Here is a 1,038-nt window from a genome sequence, read left to right on the forward strand (position 1 = left end):
CAGAGTGTTTTGTTGTTTGCTCAGCGCCATACTGACGATTTTTGTGTTCGTTTCACGCCTAACGGCGGCGGGGGGGGGGCGGGGGCTGTTGGACCCCCGCCGCATCCATCGCGCGGACGGCTCTGTCTCGTACTGCGGAACGGCCGCTGTACGCGGCCCCGCGCGGCGTCAGCCGGCCAGCTTCACGTTCGTGCCCTTGACCGAGATGTTCACGCCGTCCTGCGCCGCCTTCACCTCGTCGATCTTGATGCCGCCCGGAAGGCCGCCGACCTTCTCCTCGAAGTCCGTGACATCGCGGACGAGCCCCTCGGGGAGCGGAATGGTCACGCCCATGACCTCGAGGTTCTTCGGGATCTCGTCGGCGTGCACCTTGATGGTGTCGTCCTCGACCCGGACCGAGCTCAGCACATGCACCGGCTTCGGCAGCTTCACGCCGCCCTTGCTCACCTCGACCTCGACCTTGATCTTGCCGTCGCCGCCGTCGGAGAGGCCGACCACCTTGCCGGTGGCGCCGAGCGGCAGCTTGACCGGCTCGCCCTGGGACTCCTTGAGCAGCTCGTCGTAGGAGATACGGGCCGTTCCGGTGGCCTTCTCGGCGGTCGCCGAGCTGTAGTCGCCGGAGAACTCGACGCCCTGCATCCGGGCGTTCAGATCGGCGATGCGGATCTTGTCGGAGCCGGAGGTGGCGTCGTAGTCCTTGATGCCGATCTCGACGTCGTCGAGCGTGCCGCCGACGACCTGGGTCAGGAAGGGGAAGCCCTTGATCGAGACGTCCGGCGTCTCGCTGAGCCCCTCGCTGGTACGCAGCTTGTCCGCGACCTCGTCCTCGGCGAATCCCACCGCGAGACGGTCGGCGCCCACGAACAGGCCGCCCAGGATCACGACGACGATCAGAAGTATTCGCACTGCGCGCTTGCTCATGTCCGGTGTTCCCCCACCTCAGCTGTCGATGCCGCGAGCCTAAAGGACAGGTCCCCGGCCGGGGGGGGCCGCCCCGGGCCGGGAGGAATAGATGGTAGAAGATATTGTAGACCCGTA

Annotated in this window: 1 protein-coding gene; it reads right to left on the reverse strand. The window is 66.5% G+C overall.

The window, feature by feature from the left end; all coding sequences use genetic code 11:
- Positions 1 to 168 precede the first annotated feature (168 nt).
- Entirely contained in the window at positions 169 to 921 is a 753-nt protein-coding gene (locus tag ACFWY6_RS15675) for a DUF2993 domain-containing protein (RefSeq protein ID WP_384689846.1), read from the reverse strand.
- Positions 922 to 1,038: the final 117 nt, after the last annotated feature.

It is taken from the genome of Streptomyces sp. NPDC059037, assembly GCF_042740015.1.
Lineage (GTDB): Bacteria > Actinomycetota > Actinomycetes > Streptomycetales > Streptomycetaceae > Streptomyces.